At 72.1% G+C, this 14,530-nt stretch carries 20 protein-coding genes; 7 read left to right on the forward strand and 13 right to left on the reverse strand.

All coding sequences use genetic code 11. From position 1 onward, the window contains the following. The first annotated feature begins 1 nt into the window (after nt 1). Nucleotides 2-388: an FmdB family zinc ribbon protein gene (locus tag ABGB21_RS16145; protein ID WP_347651745.1), complete on the forward strand. Its 387-nt coding sequence runs from the start codon at nt 2-4 to the stop codon at nt 386-388. A gap of 153 nt (nt 389-541) precedes the next feature. Further along, nucleotides 542-1,177 carry a flagellar biosynthesis protein FlgA gene (locus ABGB21_RS16150; RefSeq protein ID WP_347651746.1) on the forward strand — a complete coding sequence of 212 codons (636 nt, stop codon included), beginning with the start codon at nt 542-544 and terminating at the stop codon, nt 1,175-1,177. A gap of 52 nt (nt 1,178-1,229) precedes the next feature. On the opposite strand, the gene ABGB21_RS16155 is transcribed toward ABGB21_RS16150, so the two are convergent. Then, nucleotides 1,230-1,415: a hypothetical protein gene (locus ABGB21_RS16155; protein WP_347651747.1), complete on the reverse strand. Its 186-nt coding sequence runs from the start codon at nt 1,413-1,415 to the stop codon at nt 1,230-1,232. 72 nt (nt 1,416-1,487) lie between these two features. Here ABGB21_RS16155 and ABGB21_RS16160 point away from each other — a divergent pair, with 72 nt between their 5' ends. Further along, nucleotides 1,488-1,817, forward strand: a complete 330-nt coding sequence (locus tag ABGB21_RS16160) for a translation initiation factor 2 (protein ID WP_347651748.1) — start codon at nt 1,488-1,490, stop codon at nt 1,815-1,817. A gap of 115 nt (nt 1,818-1,932) precedes the next feature. Here ABGB21_RS16160 and ABGB21_RS16165 read toward each other — a convergent pair whose 3' ends face one another. Beyond that, nucleotides 1,933-2,406, reverse strand: coding sequence for a DUF2231 domain-containing protein (locus ABGB21_RS16165; protein ID WP_347651749.1), 474 nt, complete (start codon nt 2,404-2,406; stop codon nt 1,933-1,935). Nucleotides 2,407-2,617: 211 nt separating this feature from the next. Here ABGB21_RS16165 and ABGB21_RS16170 point away from each other — a divergent pair, with 211 nt between their 5' ends. Then, nucleotides 2,618-3,043, forward strand: coding sequence for a Fur family transcriptional regulator (locus ABGB21_RS16170; protein ID WP_347651750.1), 426 nt, complete (start codon nt 2,618-2,620; stop codon nt 3,041-3,043). A gap of 159 nt (nt 3,044-3,202) precedes the next feature. On the opposite strand, the gene ABGB21_RS16175 is transcribed toward ABGB21_RS16170, so the two are convergent. The 10 genes from ABGB21_RS16175 to ABGB21_RS16220 form a co-directional block, all read right to left on the reverse strand. Next, the gene (locus ABGB21_RS16175) at nt 3,203-4,069 is read right to left on the reverse strand and encodes a PD-(D/E)XK nuclease family protein (protein ID WP_347651751.1); all 867 of its coding nucleotides are present in this window, start codon (nt 4,067-4,069) and stop codon (nt 3,203-3,205) included. Between the two features lie 214 nt (nt 4,070-4,283). Then, the gene (locus ABGB21_RS16180; protein ID WP_347651752.1) at nt 4,284-4,898 is read right to left on the reverse strand and encodes a MarC family protein; all 615 of its coding nucleotides are present in this window, start codon (nt 4,896-4,898) and stop codon (nt 4,284-4,286) included. 30 nt (nt 4,899-4,928) lie between these two features. Beyond that, complete coding sequence (locus ABGB21_RS16185; RefSeq protein WP_347651969.1) at nt 4,929-5,831, reverse strand: PHP domain-containing protein; 903 nt, start codon at nt 5,829-5,831, stop codon at nt 4,929-4,931. Between the two features lie 75 nt (nt 5,832-5,906). After that, nucleotides 5,907-7,100: a hypothetical protein gene (locus ABGB21_RS16190; RefSeq protein WP_347678379.1), complete on the reverse strand. Its 1,194-nt coding sequence runs from the start codon at nt 7,098-7,100 to the stop codon at nt 5,907-5,909. Continuing rightward, nucleotides 7,097-7,957, reverse strand: coding sequence for a SigE family RNA polymerase sigma factor (locus ABGB21_RS16195; protein WP_347651754.1), 861 nt, complete (start codon nt 7,955-7,957; stop codon nt 7,097-7,099). The genes ABGB21_RS16190 and ABGB21_RS16195 overlap by 4 nt, the downstream gene beginning before the upstream one ends. A 142-nt stretch (nt 7,958-8,099) precedes the next feature. Further along, nucleotides 8,100-8,975 carry a PH domain-containing protein gene (locus tag ABGB21_RS16200; protein WP_347651755.1) on the reverse strand — a complete coding sequence of 292 codons (876 nt, stop codon included), beginning with the start codon at nt 8,973-8,975 and terminating at the stop codon, nt 8,100-8,102. 6 nt (nt 8,976-8,981) lie between these two features. Continuing rightward, the gene (locus ABGB21_RS16205) at nt 8,982-9,140 is read right to left on the reverse strand and encodes a hypothetical protein (protein WP_347651756.1); all 159 of its coding nucleotides are present in this window, start codon (nt 9,138-9,140) and stop codon (nt 8,982-8,984) included. 119 nt (nt 9,141-9,259) lie between these two features. After that, nucleotides 9,260-9,997, reverse strand: a complete 738-nt coding sequence (locus ABGB21_RS16210; protein ID WP_347651757.1) for a DUF6758 family protein — start codon at nt 9,995-9,997, stop codon at nt 9,260-9,262. A 125-nt stretch (nt 9,998-10,122) separates the two neighbouring features. Then, the gene (locus tag ABGB21_RS16215; RefSeq protein WP_347651758.1) at nt 10,123-10,746 is read right to left on the reverse strand and encodes an RNA methyltransferase; all 624 of its coding nucleotides are present in this window, start codon (nt 10,744-10,746) and stop codon (nt 10,123-10,125) included. A gap of 114 nt (nt 10,747-10,860) precedes the next feature. Then, a complete protein-coding gene (locus tag ABGB21_RS16220; RefSeq protein WP_347651759.1) occupies nt 10,861-11,427 on the reverse strand; it encodes a hypothetical protein in 567 nt (188 codons plus the stop codon). Between the two features lie 694 nt (nt 11,428-12,121). On the opposite strand from ABGB21_RS16220, the gene trxA reads away from it, so the two are divergent. The 3 genes from trxA (at nt 12,122) to ABGB21_RS16235 (ending at nt 14,119) form a co-directional block, all read left to right on the forward strand. After that, nucleotides 12,122-12,490: a thioredoxin gene (gene trxA / locus ABGB21_RS16225; RefSeq protein ID WP_347651760.1), complete on the forward strand. Its 369-nt coding sequence runs from the start codon at nt 12,122-12,124 to the stop codon at nt 12,488-12,490. 199 nt (nt 12,491-12,689) lie between these two features. Beyond that, the gene (locus ABGB21_RS16230) at nt 12,690-13,127 is read left to right on the forward strand and encodes a hypothetical protein (RefSeq protein WP_347678381.1); all 438 of its coding nucleotides are present in this window, start codon (nt 12,690-12,692) and stop codon (nt 13,125-13,127) included. Beyond that, nucleotides 13,124-14,119: an MFS transporter permease gene (locus tag ABGB21_RS16235; RefSeq protein WP_347651762.1), complete on the forward strand. Its 996-nt coding sequence runs from the start codon at nt 13,124-13,126 to the stop codon at nt 14,117-14,119. The genes ABGB21_RS16230 and ABGB21_RS16235 overlap by 4 nt, the downstream gene beginning before the upstream one ends. Here the strand turns inward: ABGB21_RS16235 and ABGB21_RS16240 are convergent. Further along, a complete protein-coding gene (locus ABGB21_RS16240) occupies nt 14,095-14,502 on the reverse strand; it encodes a DUF393 domain-containing protein (protein ID WP_347651763.1) in 408 nt (135 codons plus the stop codon). The genes ABGB21_RS16235 and ABGB21_RS16240 overlap by 25 nt on opposite strands. Nucleotides 14,503-14,530 lie beyond the last annotated feature (28 nt).

Below are 14,530 nucleotides of genomic sequence, written 5' to 3' on the forward strand. Positions count from 1 at the left end.
AGTGCCCACCTACCAGTACGCTTGCACCGAGTGCGGCCACCAGCTCGAAGCGGTGCAGTCCTTCACCGACGAGCCGCTGACCGAGTGCCCGGCGTGCCAGGGTCGGCTGCGCAAGATGTTCAACTCCGTCGGGATCGTCTTCAAGGGCTCCGGCTTCTACCGGACCGATTCCCGGACCAACGGCTCGAACGGCGCCACCACGGCCAAGTCGGAGAGCACCAAGAGCGCGTCGGGTTCGGCCGGCTCCGGCGACGGTGGTGCGAGCGCCGCCAGCGGTACGTCCGGCTCGACCAACGGCAGCAGCGGCGGCTCCGGCGGCACCGCAGCCAGCTCGACCGGTTCCGGGAGCAAGTCGACGACGACCTCCGCGAGCAGCAGCGCGGCCTGACCTGCCCGTACTACCGTCCGGGTTATCCACAGACCCTCGGGTTGTCCACAGGTCGCCGTTCTCCGGCCTCCGACTGAAGCCGTTCCCACCTAACGTGCAGACCATCGGACGACGCCAATCGATGTCGGCGTCGCCAACCGAGGGAGGCACGTCGTGGCGCTCGACCGTACGGACACCGAAGGCGACGCCAGCCTGCGCCCGAGCCGCTGGCCGCCCCGGCTGACCGGCGGTTCCACCCTCCGGTGGGCACTCGCCGCCGTCCTGCTGTTCGTCGCGTTCGGCGTGGTCCAGCTGGGCGCGCCGGACTGTGTCGCCCGGGAGCCGAGCGGAGTGCCTGGCTCACCCGGCCCGGCCGGCCCGTTGGCTGGCGGCCCGTCGACTGGCGCCACGTCGGCCGGCGGGCCGTCGGCTGGTCGCTCCGGCTCGGCACGTCCGCCCGGCGGCGGGGCCGACGGAACAGGAGACGGGCAACCTCGGCGCGACACGACGCCGGACGAACGAGAGCCGGCCCTGCCGGTGCCGGCCGGGGCGGTCGGCGTGCCCATCCGACTCGCCGAGCCGGCGGCACTGGCCGTGACCCGACCAGGAGTTCGGGTGGACCTGCTGGCGGCCGTGCCGGAGCCCGGACGGGCTGCGGCGAAACCACTGCTGGTCGCCGGCCGTGCCCTGGTGCTCGACGTCCTGGTTCCCGAGGAGGGTGCCCTCTACCTGGCTCTGCAGCCTGAACAGGCCCGGCGCGCGATCGCCCTACCGGACACCGCGCGATTCTCGATCATCGTACGACCGTGACCGTGGCCCCGGCACGTCCGCGATGCCGGACAGACCGCCGGCAAGCCCGGGTTCAGTCCCAGTGCGGCGGGCGTTCGGCAAGCAGCCGGTCGTCGTTCGAGACGGCCCGCTCACCCCAGCCCCGGTCGGTGTCGTCCACGGTCTGGTCGGGCAGCACCCGATAGTCGTCGGTGAGGTCGACCAACCGGTCGTCATCCCTGGCCACGCGCGGCGTGACCGGTTCGTCCGTCCTGTGCACGCACAGAAGCGTACCCGCCGGCCACACCCGGCCGGCCGCCCGACGTCGTGGAGGTTGGTACCGTCGGACAGCGTGACGACGCCCAGCGGTGACTCCGCCGATGACGCCTTCTGGCGTCGGCCCACCGGACCGCCCGCCGAGCCGGCATCACCGTCGGCCGAGCGGACCGGCGGCGCCGGACCCCGGTACGCCGGCCCGCCGCCGAGCGGCATGCCACCGCCCGAGTGGCGGCCGACGCTGCACGTACAGCCTTCGCCGCCGCGGGCGCTGCCGGCGCAGGACCTGCCCGCCCTCGACGCCGCCGAAAGCAACGCCCGGACCCTGACCTACGGCATCGGCCTGGTCGGGGGCGCGGTGGTACTCGTGCTGATGTGTCTGCTCTGCTCCCGCATCCTGTTCTGAGCAGCGGGACGCCCCGAACCGCCGACACGGACGGCCGGCCGCGGATACGGCCGGCCCCGAACACGGAGTCGCCCCCGACCCGCGTCGGGGGCGACGGTGACACCGGACGGACGGACTACAGGACGCCCTCCCAGACCGCCTGTGCCCCGCTGTCCCCGGTCAGGTAGACGAACCAGACGTTGACCACGGCGAGCACCACGATGACCGCGCCCAACACCAGCCCCAACCACCGTGGCACGGACCGGCCCGGCCGGGTCAGCACGAGCAGCACCAGGGTGACCACCCCGAGAGCGATGCTCGACCCGAATGTCTGGTTCCCGTACGCCTGATGGTCGTTGACCTGCTGGATGATCTCGTCGGGATAGTTCTTGGCGATCAACACGTCCCGCAGTTCCTCGCCGGACAGCTTGGCGAGCAGGGCCGCCACGGGGGCGGCCACCGCCAGCAGACCCGCCGCCCAGTCGAGCCGACCACGGAACCGGGGCAGTACGGCGTACGCCGTGGCCACCAACGCCAACAGTGGCACGAAGACCACCGCGGCGTGCACCAGCAGTACATGTGCGGGCAGGCCCATGACTTCCCTGAGCACCCTGCCTCCTCCTGACAGCTCGGATTCGCCGGACCACCCCGGTACGGCGGAGTCGATCACTTGCCCGATCTACTCCGGTACACGGGACAGGAGTCGGGACGGTTCACTCCGGTTCCCTCGATGATCCTGGCTGGTCCCGCCGGTGTGGTGACCACCACGATCATCCTTTACTCGCCTTGTTGCCACCCCATCCACGTGCTGTCATAGATGGATGACTGGCGAGGAACTGCTCCGGTCGAGGGGCCTTCGGGTCACCCGGCCGCGCCTCGCCGTGCTGGAGGTGCTGGCCGGCGGCGGCCACCTGGAGGTGGACGAGATCGCCCAGCGGGTGCGGGAGCGGCTCGCCTCCGTGTCCACCCAGGCCGTCTACGACGTACTCGGCGCGTTGTCCCGGGCCGGCCTCTCCCGTCGGATCGAGCCCGCCGGGTCCCCCGCCCGCTACGAGGCCCGGGTCGGTGACAACCACCACCACGTCGTCTGCCGGGGCTGCGGTGAGATCGCCGACGTGGACTGCGCGGTCGGCTCGGCCCCCTGCCTCGACCCCGTGTCGGCGTACGGCTTCGAGGTCGACGAGGCGGAGGTCACGTACTGGGGGCTGTGCCCGAGTTGTCAGCAGCGTCGGGCCACCGACACCTGACCAGTGCGCCGGCACGGCCAACCGCCCCGGCCCGCCACCTCCCCGTCCCCGGCGTCGCTGTCCCCTGTCACCGCCACCGGGGAACCCTGCCACCGACACCGGGGAACCCTGCCACCGACACCCGACGCCTGTCGGCGACGCCGGAACCGTTGGGCCCGGTCACCGGGATGGTGAGGCCCCGCCGGTCGGGCCTTCCTCGGCGGGCGCCAACGCCCGTTCCACCGCCGACCACGGATCCCGGGTCGGTGCCTCGGCTCCGGCCGGACAGGTACGCCGGTAGTCGCACCACCCGCAGAGCGTGCCGGGCGAGACCGGGAACGCCTCGTCCGGGTCGACGCCGTCGGCGACCGCCCGCTCGGCGGCCATGATGTCCCGGGCGGTCTCCTCGGCCCGGGACACCTGTCGGGCGAGCGACTCCACGGTGTGCTCGTGGGCGGCGACCGTGGCCGACGGCAGGTGGTGCAACTCCACCCGACGGCACGGCCGGCGGAACACCCGTTCGGCCGCGTACGCGTACAGGGCGAGCGCCTGGGAACCTCGGGCGTCGTCGGCGTCCAGCCCGCTACGACCCGTCTTGTAGTCCACGATCACCAGCTCCGGCCCGTCCGGACCCGGTCGTGCGTCGATCCGGTCGGCACGGCCGTTGAACGCCAGGACTCCGGTCTTCACCGCCACCACCCGCTCCACACCCACCGGGTCGGCGTCCGGGTCGAGCGTCTCCACGTAGGACTCCAGCCACTCCAGCGCCCGACGGAACACCGCCCGCTCCTGGGCCTCGTCGCGGTAGCCCTCCCGGACCCAGGTCCCCTTCAGCAGGGTCGGCAGCGCTTCCGGGCGACGGCGGTCGGCGGGCAGCGCGTACCAGTTGCGCAGTGTCGTGTGCACGCTCGCGCCGAGGGAGTTGTGTGCCCACGGCGGCCCCTTCGGCGGTGCCGGGCGGTCGACGTACGCGTAGCGGTAGCGCCGGGGACAGTCGGTGTAGGAACCGAGTTTGCTCGGAGTGCAGACGAAGAGCCGCTCGGGCATGCCGTCGAAGCCGAGCTGTTCCGGCCCCGGGTCACGTGGCCGGGGAGTGGCACGCGACCGAGGGGTGTGATTACCCGGAGAGGATGGCCTTCGCACGGCCCCGATCCTGCCATGTCCGTCCGACACGACAACGGCTCAACCCGCGCGGCCGACGCGGCTCGACGAACCCGACGGCTCAGCCGACGCCCCGGCGCGGGTCGACGAGGACGACGGCTCAGCCGGCGAGTCGGTGCGCGTCGACGAACGCGACCACCGCGTCGGCGATCAGCTGCACCGCGATCGCGGCCAGCAGGAGGCCGGCGATCCGGGTGAGCACCTCAATGCCGGCCGGGCGGAGCACCTTCACCACGATCCCGGAGAAGCGCAGGATCACCCAGACCGCCGCCATCACCAGGATGATGCCGACCCCGATCGACAGGTAGTCCGGTATCCCGTCGGCTTCCTGGACGAAGAGCATGGTGGCGACGATCGCGCCGGGGCCGGCGAGCAGCGGCGTACCCAACGGGACCAGGGCCACGTTGGAGGTGGTCTGCTGATTGGGGTCGCCGGACTTGCCGGTGAGCAGTTCCAACGCGACGAGAAGCAGGAGCAGGCCGCCGGCGCCCTGCAACGCCGGCAGGTCGACGTGCAGGTAGTCCAGCAGGGTCTGCCCGGCCACCGCGAACACCACGATCACGCCGAGGCCGAGTGCCACCGCCTGCCAGGCGGCGCGTACCCGTTCCCGGGCCGGCATCTGACCGGTCAGGGCGACGAAGATCGGGACCATGCCCGGCGGGTCGGTGATCACCAGCAGGGTCACCAGGACCTCGCCGAGCAGTTTCATGTTCACGCGCTCACGGTAGCGGCGCGGTGATGCTGGTCAGGGCAGGTCAGCCGGCCCGGTGAGCGGGGCCACGCCGGTCGCCGTCGCCACGATCCGCTCGTACGCCTCGATCCCGGTCGTGTACGCGCCGAGTCGAACCGTCTTGTGGCTGCCGTGGAAGTCGGAGGAGCCGGTGACGAGCAGCCCGAGTTCCCCGGCGAGGGCCCGTACGGCGTCCCGCTCGGCCGGCGAGTGGTCCTCGTGGTCGGCTTCCAGGCCGGCGAGTCCGGCCCCGGCCAGCTCGGCGATCAGCGAGTCCGGCACGATCCGGCCCCGCCGGCTGGCCCGGGAGTGGGCCAGCACCGGCACCCCGCCGGCCCGGCGGACCAACTGGACCGCGCGGAAGACGTCGATGTCGTCCTTGGGCAGCCGGTACCGCTCGCCGAGCCAGCGCGGCGTGAACGCCTCGGCGGTGCTGGTGACCAGCCCGGCCTGGATCAGCGCCGCCGCGATGTGCGGCCGCCCGACGGTGCCGCCCCCGGCGTGCGCCAGGATCTCCGGCCAGCTGACGTCGATGCCGTCGGCCCGGAGCAGCTCGACGATTCGCTCGCCGCGGACCTCCCGGGCCGCGCGGAGCCGGGTCAGCTCGGCGACCAGTTCCGGCGCCTGGGGATCGAAGAGGTAGCCGAGCAGGTGCAGCGGGATCGACGGCTCGGTGCCGTACCACCGGCAGGAGAGCTCGGCCCCGCGGATCAGGGTGAGCCCGGGTGGCAGGGCCCGGCCCGCCGGCCCCCAGCCCGCCGTCGTGTCGTGGTCGGTGATCGCCAGGACGTCGAGCCCGGCGGTCCGGGCGGCCTGGACCAGCTCCGCCGGGCTGAGGGTGCCGTCGCTGGCGGTCGAGTGCGTGTGCAGGTCGATCCGGGGTACGTCGTCCGGTGTGACCCGGGCCGGCGCGGCCACCCCGGCGGGCCGGGTCGGGTGGGCGGGCCGGGTCGGGTCGGCGGGCGTCTGCTCGGGCGGCGTCACGGCCCGAGGCTACTGCCCGACCGGCCCGTTCATCAGCCTCGGTACGAGCTGCCAGTTCTCCTCGACCCCCTCGGGAAGGGGAATGCTCTGCCCGGTGCCGTCGGTGGCGCAGCGGACGACGCTGCGGTCGTTGCCGGTCACCACGGTGCGGGAGTCCGCCCAGACCGGGTCGACCAGCGCCTCGGCCTGGCAGTCGACGGGCACCGTGCGGCCGTCGAGGGCCTGGCCGACGTTGATGACGACGACCGTGCTGCCCCGGCGCGTGGCAAGCCACCCGCCGTCGGGGGCCAATCCGTCACCGGCGACCTCCAGCCTGGCACGCGGAGCTGATCCGTTCGTCCCGAAATCGCAGCTGCCGTCCTGGACCGGGGTGAGCCGACCGGCGGCCTCGGTCAGGCTGGCCAGGCAGTGCGTTCCGGCGTCCGCACCGGCGACGAGTCCGAGCAGGTTCTTTCCGCGCATCCCGTAGACCGCCGTGACCTTGGCGTTCGGCACCGGTGACGTGGGCTTGGCCAGGTCGACGACGGCGTACCCGCGGCCGCCTTCGGAGATCACCGCCTGGTCGCCGCTGAGCGCGACCGGCCAGCTGCCGTCCGGTACGGGGGCGTCCGCCAGTACCGCCATGCCGTTCGAGGTGAGCCGGGCGAGGTAGAGCGTGGTGCCGAGTTGGAAGGCGAACCGTTCGCCGTCGGGGCTGAGCACCCACCGGCCGTGTTCGCCGCTGAGCGAGAGGGAGGAACCGTCGGTCCGGAGGAACCGGACCTTCTCCACCCCCGCGTACACCCAGCCGGCCGGCACCCGGTAGACCCGGGTCACCTCACCGACCCCGCCGAGGGTGAGTCGTCGCCCGTCGGTCGTCCAGAGCTGGTCGCCGCTGCGGATGTCGAGCCCGATCCCGGTGTCAGCACCCGGTGTGGCCGTGCCGGCCGGCGCGCTGAGATCGGGTTCGACGCTGTCGGCGGTGAAGCCGGCCACGCTGGTGGCGCCCCGGTTGCCGGAGAGCCAGCCGCCGCCCAGCGACACCACCCCACCGACAACCAGCACCAGTGCGGTCGAGACGGCGACCAGCCCGGCGGTGGTCCGCCGTCGCCGGGAGACCCGGCCCTGACGGATCACCCGCGTGGCGATGTCGTCGGCGACCGGCGGCGTCTCGACCCGGGCGGCGAGCATCTCACGAAGCGAGTCTTCCAACATGATCGTCACGCTTCCGCTCCGAGCGCGGGAACGGAGGACGTCGGCACCGCCAGCGCGGCGGCCGATCGGCGGGCGGGCTGACGGGTCTGGGCCGGCGACTCGCCGCCGGACCGCCGCGCGCCGGACGGGACCGGCAGCGCGGTTTCGCCGCCGGGCGTGCGCCCCCGGGACGGGACCGGCAGTGGGGTCTCGCCCGCGGCGAGCCCTCCGGCCGGGGCCGGCGTGGTCGACCCGCCGCCGGCCGGCGTCACCACCGGCGTGCCCGGTCGGCCGGTCGCCGGCGTGCCGGGCTGGCGCGCGGACGACGTCGTACGGCCGGCCCCGGCGACCCGGGTTTCCGACTCCGTGGCGCTCCGGGTGACCATCCAGTCGGCCTCCGCGCCGAGCCGGCGGCGCAGCGTGTTGAGTGCCCGGGAGGTCTGGCTCTTCACGGTGCCGGTCGAGATGTCGAGCATGGCGGCGGTCTGGGCCTCGGAGAGATCCTCGTAGAACCGCAGCACCAGGACGGCCCGTTGACGTACCGGCAGCGCCTGGAGGTGCCGCCACAGCCGGTCCCGTTCGAGCTGGGTCTCGATCTGGTCGGGCGCCGGCCGCTCGGGCAGGATCTCCGTCGGCCGCTCGCCGTGCCACCGCCGCCGCCACCAGCTGGTCGCGGTGTTGATCAGGACCCGGCGGGCGTACGGCTCGACCGCCTCGATCCCACCCAGTCGCCGCCAGGCGAGGTACGTCTTGGTCAGCGCGGTCTGCAGCAGGTCCTCGGCGGTGGCCCAGTCCCCGGCCAGCAGGTATGCGGTGCGCAGCAGGGCCGCCGATCGGGCCGCGACGAACTCCCGGAACTCCTCGTCCATCGAGTGTCTCGGCGCCACCTGTCGCCTCCCCCCGCCGTGTGACGGAAAGGCTGCCACAACCGACCGGCCAGGTCTATCGCGCGAATAGGTGCGATTCCATTCGAGGTTTGGACAGAATCCGTTCTTCCGGGACAGAAGGCCGCTGCGAGCGTGGGCAAGCTCACGCGCCGTCGTCGGCCTTGGCCTCCTCGGCCTCCTTGCCCAGCCGCGCCTCGACCGCCTGCGGCTCGTACATCTCCTCGACCACCCGCAGGTAGAGCTCGTTCGGGTTGGGCAGGTACTTGACCTCGCGAAGCGCCTGCTCCTGACCGGCGGACTCCAGCACGAAGGTGCCGTAGTTGAGCGCCCGGCCGAGCGGGGACTGCTCGTATTTCATATCTGTTACACGCAGCAGCGGCATCATCGCGACCTGGCGGGTGATGATGCCATTGACCACCATCACCCGCTTATTGGTCAGGATGAAGCGGTCGAAATACCAGTCGGCGACCTTCCAGGCCACCCAGCCCATGATCGCGAGCCAGACCAGCACGGAGAGCGTGGTCAGTGTGCCGCCGCCCTCACCCGCCAGCCAACCGGCGAGGTAGCCCAGTACGAAGGTGGCCAGCAGGCCGACCAACAGCGGGGTGGCCAGTGCGATCTTGTGCCGCTTCCACTCACCCCGGTACCGCTCGGTCGGGAAGAGGTAGCGGGCGACCAGGGCCGTCGGCTCGTCCTCGAGCGGGAGCACCCGGCGTGGGCCGAGCGGCATCCCGGAGGCGTCGACCCGGAGACCGGCGAGTTCCTCCTCGGAGATCTCCGGACCGTCGTCCGGGTCACGGACCCAGCCCCGGGTGCCGGCCCGACGCTCCTCGCCGTATCCCGGTCCGTCCGGATAACCCGGGTCGTCCGGATAGGACGGTCCGCTGGCGTAGGCCGGCCCGTCGAACTCCGGCCCGTCATCGGGGCGGACCCGGGGGATCGGCTCGGTGTCCCGCTCGCGGCGGCGACGCTCGGCGTCGTCCTCGGGCTCAGGGGGTTCACCCGACGGATTGCCCATGGGCGGCTAGGCGACGAGGTCGGTGAAGAAGTCGCCGAAGCCCTGGGCAACGTCCAGGATGGTGCTCCCCAGCGACTTGAAGACGTCGGCGGCGGAGTTCGGCTGGAAGGCGATGAAGAAGATCAGGAAGGCGATACCGCCCCAGGTGAAGACCTTTTTAACCATGGCGGGCCATCCCTCCGTGCGGTACCGGGCTGCGAACCGCGGCAAAACCCAGAGTATCAGTCGGCTGTCCTACGGTGAACAGTGCGCGTACGCTCGCCGCCTCGACGCGGTCGGCCATTTCAGACCCTCCCGTGCAGGTAGGGAGACGGAGCTCCGTACACAAGCTCAGGCGGCGTCCACTCGGCAAGGTCGTGGAGGACCACGTCTTCCGCGAGGAGGTGACCTGCGCTTGCCGGCCAGGCTATCGCATAGAGCCAGATCCCCCGAGCTTCACCGGCGTAGGCACTCCGGTCTGTCGGAGATTTGACTGGCCACAGTGGAGTCGGGTGCCCGCCTGCCGTGATCTTGGCCGGGGTGACCCGCTCCGCGTGCCCCGGACCCGCCTCGGTCAGCGTGTCGGTGAGCCCGGGACCGGGATCGATGCCCCTGGTGCCGACGAACCGGGCACCCAGCCCGACGCCGGGCTCCTCGGCGACCAGCACCAGGTCGGCCGGTCCCCCGCCGAGTGGCGCCGGCCCGCTGCAGGCCACCGCCGTCGCCCGTACCCCGCTGTGGTCGTCGCCGGCCCAGCCGACCCCGGTCATGGTCCAGGCCGACGGGAGCGGCCACGGACACCAGAGTGGTACGGGTGAGGTGGTCGGCTCCACCCGGTCGTGGTCGGCGCGACCCCGGACCCGGGCCTCGGCCTGGTCGGCGGCGACGTTCGTGGTGAGCCGCTCCACCGTGCTGGCCACGATCTCGGGACCGATGTGCTCCGCCACGTGCAGCGGGGAGACCGGGCCGCAGTGCGGACAGCGCCAGGTGGAGTGCATGAGTCCGGGCGGTCGGACCTGACCGCCGCAACGTGGACAGCTCACCGCAACACCCACGAGAACTACAGTCGCGGTACCAGTGGCCCCGAGTCAAGCGAACCGGCCCTTTTTGGCCCTTCTCCGTACGTCGGGGGCGTCCACCCCCCGGAGGGGACGACGAAGGCCGACGGTCAGCCCGGCCGGTCGGGCGGCTCGCCGCCGTGGGTCCGGATCCAGGCGTGCATGGCGATCCCACTGGCCACCCCGGCGTTGATCGACCGGGTCGAGCCGTACTGGGCAATCGAGAGAACCTGGGTGCAGGCGTCCCGGGCCGGTGCCGAGAGCCCCGGACCCTCCTGCCCGAAGAGCAGTACGCAGCGGCGCGGCAGTACGACGCTCTCCAGCGGTCGGGACCCGGGCAGGTTGTCGATCCCGATCACCGACAGTTCCTGTCCGGCGGTCCAGTCGAGGAACGCCTCGACGGTCTCGTGGTGGCGTACGTGCTGGTACCGGTCGGTCACCATCGCGCCGCGCCGGTTCCAGCGGCGACGGCCGACCACGTGCACCTCGGCCGCGAGAAAGGCGTTCGCGTTGCGGACCACGGTGCCGATGTTGAAGTCGTGCTGCCAGTTCTCGATCGCCACGTGGAAGTCGTGCCGCCGCAGGTCCAGGTCGGCGACGATCGCCTCCCGTCGCCAGTACCGGTAGCGGTCGACCACGTTGCGGCGGTCGCCGTGCGCCAGCAACTCCGGGTCGTAGCGGGGATCGGTGGGTGGTTCACCGGGCCAGGGCCCCACCCCGACCTCGAGCTCCACCTCGGCGCCTTCCACGGTCTGCAGAGGGTACGGCGCACCGTCCCGGCACTCAGCCGCAGGTCCGCGGCTCGCGGTCCCGCACCCGACCTCCCGTCCGGCGACCGGGCCCTCGGATCAACCGGCCGGGCGCAGGCCCAACGCCTCGCCGAGCCGGTCCAGCAGGTCACGCTGCTCCGGTGCGACCGGCTCGCCGAACGGCCGGGGACGTCCGTCGGGGCCGGCCGCCCGACACACCCGCGCCGCGACCGACTGCACCCACTGGCGGTACGCGGCCGAGTCCGCCGGGTCGGCGTGCCGGGCCAGCGTCGTGACCGCGGCACGGCAGGAACGGAGCAGTTCGGTCCGGCCGCGGTCGGCGTGGTGGTCGCGTACCGGAGCGGAGCGTCCGTCGTCGGACTCGGCGTAGATGGCGGCGACCACGGCGCGGACGAGCTCGCTGTCGAAGGCCCGGCCGGCGGCGATGCCGTCCAGGCCCGCCAGGCCCTCGGCGACGGCCCGGGCCGGGTTGCCCGGATCGGGCGACGAGGCCGCCACGATCACCCGGCCGGGTAACCGGGTGAGCAGCCGCCATTCGTCCGGCGAATACCCGGCGGTGGCGGCCAGCCGGGCGTCGCGGTTGGTGCCGTCGGCGGGTTCTGGAGCTGTGGCGCCGGCCGGGTCCGGGGATCCGGTATGACTCATCGCGGCCTCCCGAGCTCAGCATATGCGGCTCTCGCGGAGGACATCCCCTTCTGCCCGGAAAGTTCCCGCCGGTCCGACCCCGGGCGTCCGCCCGGCTCGACGACACCTCGGCGGGGTCTGCCGACTTCCGGCGGCCGGCCGGGGTGATCGCGCCAGGTGGAGCGGGCTTCACGATCGGTTCGCACCGGCCGGCGCGTCACACCAGCCTTAGCAAGCGTTAAGGAAAGTGGGGATTTTCGAAACCAACCCCGGACGCAATGAGCGGCGGGGCCCTCCCCGGCGCCCGCCGCCCACGCTCTGATGGGGAAGATTCTGCCCGATCACACTGGCTGCACAGAAGAGCCCAGACCGAGATCGGGCTCACAGTTATCTTTTTGTAACGTTACTGAACGTGATGATCCGTACGCGGCCGGCCATCCCATTTGTCACCTGTTTCCGCTTGCCAACCGGCAAGTTCGTCGATCACACCCGGCCTGGCCAGCGAAACAACTGGAAACGCTCCCATGACTCGGAGTGACTAGACTGTGTCGACAAGATTTCACTCCCCGCACCACCCCCGAGGGACCCCCGTCGATACCCGCCCAGACGTGACGCGCCCCACGATGACCGTTTCAACACCGGGTGCCGGGGAATTCACGGAGGATGGAACGAGTTCCCCCAGGAGCAAGTTCAATTGCGGTGATCGGAGTGATCAATGGCGACCGTTGAGCTGACCACAGCCAACTTCGACGAGGTGACCGAGCAGCCGGGCATCGTGTTGGTCGACTTCTGGGCCGACTGGTGCGGTCCGTGTAAGCGGTTCGCCCCGATCTACGAGCGCTCCTCGGAGAAACACGGGGACGTCGTCTTCGGCAAGGTCGACACCGAGGCGCAGCAGGAGCTGGCCGTCCGGTACGGGATCCAGTCCATCCCCACGATCATGGCGGTACGGGACGGGGTTGTCGTATTCGCCCAGCCCGGCGCCCTGCCGGAGTCGGCGTTGGAGTCCCTGATCGAGCAGGTCCAGGCGCTCGACATGAACGACGTCCGCAAGCAGTTGGCGGACCACGAACACACCCACTGACCTGGCGGCCCACCCGCCACGGCAACTGCGCACGCCGGCCGGATCCCGACCCAGGGATCCGGCCGGCGTCGTCTCCGCACCCGCACCGGCTTCCCCGAGCGACACCGCCAGCCTCCCGGAGCAACACCGTCACCGGCTAGGACACCGTGGCCGATCCGGGACGTCCGGGTGCGACCGGAACGCGTAGGGTCTCGTGGCGATGGACGCGTTGACGAGGCGGGGCCGCACCCTGCGGGTCGGTATCACCGCGGTGGTCGGTGCCGTCCTGCTGGCGGGCACCCTCTGGGGCCAGGACGACCACTTCCCGTTCGGCCCGTTCCGGATGTACGCCGGATCCAACCCGCCGAACGACCCCGCCCCGGACACCCGGGTCGAGGCGGTCGACCGGACCGGGGCGGTGATCCCGTTGAACCAGGACAACACCGGGATCCGCCGGGCCGAGATCGAGGGCCAGCAGAGCCGCTACGCCGCCGACCCCGCCCTGTTGCGGCAGGTCGCCGACGCGTACGCGGACCGGCACCCCGGATCACCCGAGCTGGTCGAGGTCCGCATCGTGGTCCGCTGGTACGGCGTCCGCGACGGCCGGCCGACCGGAACGTTCGTGGACGAGACGACGGTCAGCTGGCGGGCGTCATGACGTTCCGGACGTTGCCCGCCGCGATCTCCCGCTGGCTGACCGAGCCGGTCCCCCGGGGTCGGATCGCCGCGTTCCGCACCCTCGTCTACCTCTTCGTCGCCGCCGACCTGGTGATCTTCACCCCGTGGGTCCGGCACAAGACCAGCATTTCCGGCGAGCTGTACCAGCCGCTCCTGGTCGGTCGGCTGCTCCCCCTGCCCACCCCGAATCCGGTGCTGGTCGAGGTCATCTTCTGGGTGCTGCTGGTGCTCTCCCTCGCCGCCGCGACCGGGCGCGCGCCCCGGGCCCTGGGCTGGCCGGTCTTCCTGCTCTATTTCGAGTGGATGATCATCGCGATGAGCTACGGGAAGGTCGACCACGACCGGTTCGCCTTCCTGGTCGCCCTCGCCGTACTGCCCACCGCCGGTCGGGCCCGGCACGGGGACGGGGTACGCACCGAGGCCGGCGGCTGGGCGCTGCGGGTCACCCAGATCGCCGTGGTCTGCACGTACTTCCTGGCCGCCTGGGCGAAGTTCCGGTTCGGCGGGATCGAGTGGCTGACCAGCTCCGTGCTGGCCAGGGCGATCATCCGGCGGGGCACCGAACTGGCCGACCTGATCGCCCAGGTGCCCTACCTGCTGATCGCCGCACAGTTCGGCATCATCGCGTTCGAGCTGCTCAGTCCACTGATCTTCGTCGTCTCCGCCCGTTGGCGCCGGGCGGTGGTGGCGTTCTTCTACTCGTTCCACCTGGTCACCTTCGCCACGATCACAATCTCGTTCGCGCCGCACCTGGTGGCGATGACCAGCTTCCTCGAACTGGAGCGACTCCGCCCGGTCGACCGACTCGTCCGGTGGCGGGCCCGCCGGTCGGGCGGCGCCGTCGGATCGGACCGACCCGCGACGCCGCGGCCGGGGCCGGAGCTGGCCGGCGTGGCAGGCGGATCAGCGCCCACCCCGCCGCCGGAGGCTCCGGACGCTCCGCCGGTTCAGCCCTCGCCGGCGGTGCCGTAGAGCCGTTCCCGGGCCGCCTGGGGCAGCGCACAGGCGGCCGTACCGCCGGGGAGCCGGTGCCGGTTGCGGGCCACCCAGCGGTACGTCGGCCAGGCCACCGCCCGAACCGGGGCCAGCCGCAGCGCGGCGCCCAGCGCCCGCCAGGCCGGCCGGCTCGTCCCGAGCAGCTTCGCGATCGCGTCCGGCCCGGCCGCGCGTACGCCGTCGGTGCCGACCCACCAGACCGCCTCGTCGCACTGCGCCACGGTCAGCCCGAGATCGTCGAGGTCGGCGAACTGCCAGGGCAGCACCCGGACCCCGGTCGGGATCCGCCGGTCGATGAAGTCCGCGCACTTGCTGCAGAAGGCGCAGTCGCCGTCGTACACGAAGGTGGCTCGGTCCATGGGACCATCCTCCCCCGCGCCGGGTCCG

The organism is Plantactinospora sp. B24E8 (assembly GCF_039871735.1).
Classification (GTDB): domain Bacteria; phylum Actinomycetota; class Actinomycetes; order Mycobacteriales; family Micromonosporaceae; genus Plantactinospora.